This window comes from Dietzia sp. SYD-A1 (assembly GCF_015356725.1).
Lineage (GTDB): Bacteria > Actinomycetota > Actinomycetes > Mycobacteriales > Mycobacteriaceae > Dietzia.
The window spans coordinates 1-6,948 of record NZ_JADDKI010000184.1 but is presented as its reverse complement, the minus strand read 5'-3'; the positions used below and the strand labels follow the sequence as shown (position 1 = coordinate 6,948).

General features: G+C 71.6%; 7 protein-coding genes. All 7 read right to left on the bottom strand.

Going from position 1 to position 6,948, the window contains the following annotated elements:
- Window positions 1-11: 11 nt before the first annotated feature.
- On the bottom strand, window positions 12-866 hold the full coding sequence (locus tag IY392_RS08425; RefSeq protein WP_231750416.1) for an oxygenase MpaB family protein: 855 nt from the start codon (window positions 864-866) through the stop codon (window positions 12-14).
- 47 nt (window positions 867-913) lie between these two features.
- The gene (locus IY392_RS08420) at window positions 914-1,504 is read right to left on the bottom strand and encodes a hypothetical protein (RefSeq protein ID WP_194860965.1); all 591 of its coding nucleotides are present in this window, start codon (window positions 1,502-1,504) and stop codon (window positions 914-916) included.
- Window positions 1,494-2,708, bottom strand: coding sequence for an MlaD family protein (locus IY392_RS08415; RefSeq protein ID WP_194860964.1), 1,215 nt, complete (start codon window positions 2,706-2,708; stop codon window positions 1,494-1,496). Before IY392_RS08415 ends, IY392_RS08420 begins: the two co-directional genes overlap by 11 nt.
- Window positions 2,705-3,805, bottom strand: a complete 1,101-nt coding sequence (locus IY392_RS08410) for an MlaD family protein (protein WP_182612749.1) — start codon at window positions 3,803-3,805, stop codon at window positions 2,705-2,707. The genes IY392_RS08415 and IY392_RS08410 overlap by 4 nt, the downstream gene beginning before the upstream one ends.
- Before the next feature lie 5 nt (window positions 3,806-3,810).
- The gene (locus IY392_RS08405) at window positions 3,811-4,920 is read right to left on the bottom strand and encodes an MCE family protein (protein ID WP_194860963.1); all 1,110 of its coding nucleotides are present in this window, start codon (window positions 4,918-4,920) and stop codon (window positions 3,811-3,813) included.
- Entirely contained in the window at window positions 4,911-5,954 is a 1,044-nt protein-coding gene (locus IY392_RS08400; protein ID WP_194860962.1) for an MCE family protein, read from the bottom strand. Before IY392_RS08400 ends, IY392_RS08405 begins: the two co-directional genes overlap by 10 nt.
- On the bottom strand, window positions 5,951-6,948 hold a 998-nt coding region (locus tag IY392_RS08395), incomplete at its 5' end, for an MCE family protein (protein ID WP_194860961.1). The genes IY392_RS08400 and IY392_RS08395, both read right to left, overlap by 4 nt.

Here is a 6,948-nt window from a genome sequence, read left to right as displayed (position 1 = left end):
GGGCGGGAGCATCACATCAGCGGTCGTCCGGTCCGCAGGCGCCACCTGAGCTCGAGCAGCAGGACGCGGTAGGTGAGCGTGCGCACCGGCCACGGCAGAAGTCGATTGGCCGCCGCCGTCACCTCGAGGAACCGCTCGAAACGGCGCTGATCCCGTGGGTTCCACGGCAGCCCGAGTGCGTCCCGGAACTCGCGGTGCAGGAACCCCGTGGTCACCCACTTGTTCAGTCTGCCGAACAACACGGTCGTGGGCTGCGGCAGCATCCGGAGTTCGGCGAGCCCCACCAGGTGCTCGCGGACCGGGTCGTCGAATCGGATCCGCGACATCCCCTCACGCCAGTAGTCCTCGAACTCCGTACGCGTGGACGGCCACTGCTCGGGCCGCACCTGGAGCGTGGTGCCCAACGTCGGTGCGGAGAGGTAGAACGCCTCTCGATCGGAGTCGGTCATCGGACCGTGCAGCCACTCGAACGCGTCCTCGAATCCGACGTAGAGGCATGCCGCCACCCACATCTGCAGCTCAGGATCGAGGGCGCTGTAGGTCACCGGGCTGTCCGGGGTGGAGTGCACACGCCGATGGATCCGGGTGACCTCCTCGCGGTAGATCCGCTTGTCGTCGTCGCTCCCCAGGGTCGCCACCGCCAGGTACTGGAAGGTCGTGCGCGCGCGCTTGAGCGGGTGCTTGTAGACGTTCCCGGTGTCCACGCGGCTCTCCCGCACACCCCAGCCGATCTCCGGCCAGGACAACTGCATGATGACGTTGGCCACTCCGCCGGCGGCCCCGATGGAGTCGACGGCGTCGGCGACCCCAGGGGGGACGGCCCGGGGAACCGGGGCGGCGGGAGTGCGGTGGAGTTCGGTGATCACGGGTGGTTCTCCTTCGGTTCGGGCTGGTCGTTCGGATCAGCCGGGGGTCAGGCGAGTTCGGCGGAGTCGAGCAGCCAGCGGTTCCCTCCGCGGACCAGGGTCACGACCATGCGGCTCGCGTCGACCCGGCCCTCGGGCACGGTGACGTTGGTGATCTCCTGGTCGAGGAACACCAGGACGACGGCCCGTTCGGTGTCGACGCTCTGGACTCCCGCGTGGGTGACGGTCCCGGTCGAGGTGCCCTGTCCGTTCGCGAGCAACTCGCGCAGCCCCTCGGACACCTCGCGATAGCGGTCGGCGAACTCCGGGGTGGATTCCGCCACGACCGCCTCGATGTTCGCGTCCACGTCGGCGTGGTCGTAGGACGCGAGCTGGACGACCAGGCGGGTGGCGTCCTCGGCCGCGCTGCGTCGGAGTTCGTCCTCCCGGTGGTCAGACCACACGAGATGGCCCAACCAGGCACACGCGGCCACCAATGCCACCACGACCAGGGCGCTCACGATGCGAGCGGCGCTCCTCCGCGGGGCGTCCGTGCCCTCGACGGGATCGTCGTCCACCGTGGAGGTGTCCTCCCGGGCCCTGTCCTCCGGGGCCCTGTCCTCCCAGACGTCGCCGTCCGTGGTCGCCTCAGCCGCCATCGCGCAGTCCTTCCATCATCGTCGCCCAGTACGCGGCGATCTCTCTGCCGGTCGGGATGAGCACCGGGTCGACCGCCATGTCCGGGCCGATCCTGGTGCCGGGTTCGGTCGCACCCGCCAGCCCCTCGTCGTTCGGCCGGGGAGCCGCCCGCGATCCCCGTTGCTCCAGGTCCTCGCCCGGCGGGCAGTACAACCGCAGGTCCGGTTCACGCGGGGAGTGGTCGACGATGTCCCGGGGTTCGTACGGGTAGACGCACACCGGCCCCTGGGTGGCGACCAGCTGGAAGTCCGCGCGCCCGTCACGCACGGTCCCCGCCAGGGCCCGCAGTCCCCGCTCGCCCTGCGTGAGGCCGGCCTCCCAGGCGGGTCCCCGATCGCGGAACACGGGTGTGACGACGAGGGTGTTGGCGAGCAGGCCGGCCGCGTCCTCCCGGTTGGCGTCGAGGAGCACCTGGGCCCGGAGCATCGACTCGGGTGAGCGGTCGAGCAGGTACACGAGCGTGTCCTCCCGGCGGGACAGCTGCCCGGCGATGTCGCGGGCCACCGAGGCCGAGCCGCTGAGGGGATCCGGGCGCGCCGCCAGCGCGCGTACGGTCACCAGCCCGTCACCGACGAGCCCCCGTAACGTGGGAGCCTGCTCCGACACCACCTCCGCGAGCAGTGCCGTGTCCTCGAGGATCGCGCCCAGCCGCGGGCCGTTGCCCTCGAGCGCGGTGGCCACGCTGTCCCCGAACGAGGCCAGTGACTCCGGGTCCAGCGCCCGCAGCGAGGTGTCGATGTCGGCGATGAGGTGCTCGATCGACGCGGGTTGCTCGTCCTCGGGGACCAGCAACTCATCACCGTCTCCCAGGTAGGGACCGGTGTCACTCGTGGGCCGGACGTCGAGCCGGTTGTCTCCCAGGGCCGTGCTGGTCACCACCCGGGCGTGGGCGCTGACGGGGATCAGGGTCCCGTCGATGATCCTCAGTCGGAGCCGGACCCCGCCGGACCCGTCGAGAACGGCGTCCTGGACCTCGCCCACGTCCACGCCGCGGTAGGTCACGCGCACCCCGGGCCCGACGCCCCGCGCGTCCTCGACGTGCGCCACCACCCGGAAACCGCTCGCCACATCGGCGTCCTCCCCGATGTACCTGATGCCGTACCCGATGGCCACCACCGAGATGACCGCGAACAGCAGCGCCTGCGTGACGACGTGGCGGTTCACGGCGCACCCCCCACGGGCGGCTGGGCGTCGGGCGGGCCGGTGGCACCGGGTGGCAGCGGTCGACCCGCGCGCACCTCCCCGCCGGTGCCCAGGGCGTCCAGCGAACCGGGAAGGTCGAGCGCGCCGTCGAACATCATGTGGTCACCGCGGACCGCGACGTCGAAGTTCGTGACGAAGCGCTGCAGTGCGTCCAGCGTGGGGGCCACCTCGTCCCCGAAGCCCTCCATGTCCTCGAGCAGGACGGTCAGTGTGCGCAGCGACGGCGTCAGGCGCCCGTCCGTGGCCGAGGTGAACTGCTCGACCTGCACCGTCAGGGCGGTGGTGGTGTCCATGAGTGCGGTGATCGTCTCCCGACTCGCCGCCACCTCCGAGACGAGGTCGGCGGACACCCGCATGCCGCGGTCGATGAGCTCCCGGCGACCGGCGAGCGAGGCGTTGACCCGGTCCAGGGCGAGGACCGTCCGGTCGATCTCGTCGCGGTTCGCCTCGTACAACTCCAGGGCGCGATCACCACGTTCCCGGATGCGCCCGATCTCCTCACCTCGCCCGTCCAGGGCCACGGTGAGCTCCTCCATCACCGAGGCGAGCTGAGCGATCCCACTCCCGTTGAGCAGCAGCCCCAGCGAGGCGAGGCTGGACTCGAGATCCGGCCCGACGCCGGTGTGCGCCCGCGGAACCACCCCCGTGTCCTCGAGCAGTGCACCGGTCGAGGGCGCCTCCGGCGGGGTGAGCGCGATGAACGGGCTGCCGAGGGCGGTGGGCAGGCGGATCTCGGCGAATACGCCGGCGGGTACGCCGGAGTCGCCCTCGAGGCGGACGCCGATCACGGCCTCGGTTCCATCGGTACCGACGCTGCGGACCCGGCCGACGAGGCGTCCGCCGAAGCGGACCTCCGCTCCGGGGGCGAGCCGGTCGGCGCGCTCGAACCGCATCTCCACGTCCGCCGAGCCCTCCCCGGTCTCCATTCCCAGGGGAACAGACTGGAGTGCGAGTTGCGGGGTGTTCACGGCCACCATCGCCGTACCCCCGAGCAGCGCCACCCCGAGAAGGGTCACGAGTCCGCGCACCGGGTGCGGACGGGTTCCGGTCTCACGCATGGCCCTCATCCACCCCCCGCGACCCGGTCGAACGCGCCGAGGAGGCCGATCGGGTCACGCTGCTCGACCGGGAACATGAGCGGATTGGTCAGTCCCGCGCCCGTGCACAGCGGGAGCGGCTCACGGCGGCAGAGCTCGCGACCACGGGCGAAGTGGGTGATGTTGGACGAGACGTTGAGGCGGATGCGCGCGCGGCCGTCGGGCCCGATACTTGCGGCGAGGTTCTCCATCATCACCGGGTACAGGTCCAGGAACTCGGCGAAGTCCGCGCGGTGGCGTGCGTACAGTGCCGTCACCTCGCGGGTCGCGGTGGTCGTCGCGGTGATGTCGTCCCCGCGCTCGGCGACGATCGCGTCGAGTTCGTCGAGGATCACCCGCAGGTCCTCCACCGGGGCGGCCACGTCGATCCGGTCGTCCCGGAGCTGCCGGCCCAGGTCGTCGAGTCCCAGCACGAGGTCGCGCATGGTCTGGTCGCGACCGCCCGCCGCGTCCATGAGCACCGCGAGCTCGGTGATGATCGCGTCGAGGTCCTCTGCCCGGTCCCCGCCGACCGCCGAGACCGTGGACAGGTTCCTGATGGCGCGGCTCAGCGTCTCCCCCCGGCCGTCGAGGGCCTCGGCCCCCCTGTCGAGACCACGTGCCACCTCGTCGGCGCCGGGCGAGAACGCCGCGCTCAGGGTGTCCAGGCTGGAGACGAACTCGTCGAAGTCGAGGGGCGCCCGCGTCCGCTCGGCCGGGATCACCCCGCCCTCCGGGAACGTCGGCCCGCCCACGTAGGCGGGGGTGAGCTCGACGAACCGGTCGGCGATGACGGCCGGGTTCATCACCACAGCGCCCACGTCCGCGGGCAACCGCGTACCGGGATCCAGTGAGAGCCGCACCCGTGCGAACTCCCCCGTCGGCTCGACCTTCTCGACGATCCCCACCTCGACGCCCACGATCCGGACCTGCGAACCGACGTACACGCCCTCGGCGGAGGCGAACTCGGCCGTGATCACGTGGCGACCGCCGTCTCCCCGGACGCCGGAGAGCAGGTAGGCCACCACCAGGACGGCGGCGAGGGCGGTGACGACGATCGCGACGACCCCGGACCGGCTCACACGTCTCAGTTGCATCCGTCCATCACCCCCAGGGCGCAGAGCGCCGAATCCGGGATCGGGCCGGTCGGAGTGGCGACATCCGTCCACGGGCCGTTCCCGGTCGCGTCCGTGACCGCGCGGAGTCCGGGTGGCATCCGGGTGAGGACCTCGTCCATCGCGTCGATGTTCCTCCGGTAGGTCTCGCTGATCGAGCGCATGTTGCCCAGCACGCGGTCCACGTCCTCGGCCTCCTCGTCGAGCAGCACCCGCACCCGGGTCGCGAGATCCTCCAGGGACGACACGAGCGAGCTGAGCGCCTCACGACGCTGGGCGAGCACGGTGACCAGCACGAGTGACTGGTCGGTCAGAGCCCGGATGCTCGCCTCCTGCGAGACGAGGACGCCGGTCAGCTCGCGCGTCGTGGTGACCACCCCGGACATCCGCGCGTCCTCGCGGGCGAGGAGACCCAGGGCCGCGGAGACGTCGTCGATCGACTGACCGGCGGCCCCGGCGTCCTGCGGCAGGATGCTGTCCAGGCTGTCGATCATCGCGCTGACGGCAGTCGTGTCGAGCTCCTCGGCCAGGTCCGTGACCGCTCCCCCGATGTCGTCGATCATGTAGGGCGACGTGGTGCGTTCCACCCCGATCCGCTGGTCCGGGCCGAGGTCCCCGCCACCCGCCGGTGTGACCTCGAGGAACCTGTTCCCGAGGATCGACTTGAGACCGATCGTGGCGGTGCTCGCCTCGCCCAGGACCTGGCCCCGGTCGAGCCGGAACCCCACCACCGCGAGCCCGCGCTCCAACGCCAGGGAATCCACGCGGCCACTGGGCACGCCGGCCACCAGCACCGGGTCCCCCGTCCGTAACCCCCCGGCGTTGGCGAACTCGGCCGCGTAGTGGTGGGTACGCAGGACGTACCAGAGTCGGGGCAGGGCCATGCTCGCCGCGAAGACCGCGATGACCAGCAGGATCGATGCGGCCCCCACGAAGACGGTGTTGCCGCGACGGGCGAGCCTCGGGTCGCGGACGAGGTCGAGCAGACTCTCCCGCACCATGGCGATCGGACTCATCGGCACGCCCCCGAGTTCCGGTAGCCGAACAGGCTGGTCTCCCAGGCGTCCCACTTGACCGTGAAGTTACACATGTAGAGCGCCAGGAAGCCGCCCTTCTGGGCCTGGGCGTTGACCTCCCGGGCGAACAGCGGGGCCTTGCCCATCGCGGTGTCGAACGCCGGGGTGTTGGGGATCCACCCGTCGGTCGTGCGACGAGCGGCGTCCAGGCTCGCGCGCAGATCCGGCTCGGTCTCGCGGAGCATCGAGGCCAGTGTCGCGGTGGCCGCGTCCCCGCGCTCGAGGAGCGCCGCGAGATCGTTCCCGTCGCCGTCCGCGAGCGCCCCGGAGACGGTGTCGAGTCCCCTGACCAGCCGCTGGAGGTCCGCCTCCCGCTCGGTGAGCGTGGTGGTGAGCGCCATGATGTTGTCCGCGAGCCTGGTGTACACGTCCTGCCTGCCGACGATGTCCCGGCTCAGCAGCGCCAGGCGGGCGAGCAGGACGTCCATGGCACCCGGTTCGCCCTGGAACGCGGCGACCACCGTGCGCGAGAGAGTGTTGACCTCGTCCGGCCGCACCGCCTCGAACAGTGGCTTGAACCCGTTGACGAGCGCGGTGAGGTCCACGGGATCGGTGGTGGCCTCCAGCGGGATACGCGTCCCCTCCGGCAGAGGGTCGGCACCGCCGACGGCCGGTCCGCCGTCCTGTGGGGGATCGAGGGAGAGGTAGCGGATGCCCAGCATGTCCCCGTAGCGGACCGACGCGCGCGCGCCACTCGCGACCGGCGTCGAGCGCTCGACCTCGAAGTCGACGACGGCGATCGTCTCGCCCGGGGGGCCGACCCCCCGCCGGACTCCGAGCACCCTGCCCACGCGGACGCCGGCGACCGTGACCTCGGAGCCCGGGCCGAGCCCGCCGACGTCGGTGAACTCGGCGCCGTACGCCCGCGCCCCCCAGCCGATCGGCACCCGGAGCGTGTTGACCACCAGCACCGTGCACAGGACCCCGACCAGGC

Bases quoted from the DNA above. Each gene is read 5' to 3' on its own strand.
- IY392_RS08420 (WP_194860965.1), bottom strand. From the start codon at position 1,504: ATGGCGGCTGAGGCGACCACGGACGGCGACGTCTGGGAGGACAGGGCC.
- IY392_RS08410 (WP_182612749.1), bottom strand. From the start codon at position 3,805: ATGCGTGAGACCGGAACCCGTCCGCACCCGGTGCGCGGACTCGTGACC.
- IY392_RS08405 (WP_194860963.1), bottom strand. From the start codon at position 4,920: ATGCAACTGAGACGTGTGAGCCGGTCCGGGGTCGTCGCGATCGTCGTC.
- IY392_RS08400 (WP_194860962.1), bottom strand. From the start codon at position 5,954: ATGAGTCCGATCGCCATGGTGCGGGAGAGTCTGCTCGACCTCGTCCGC.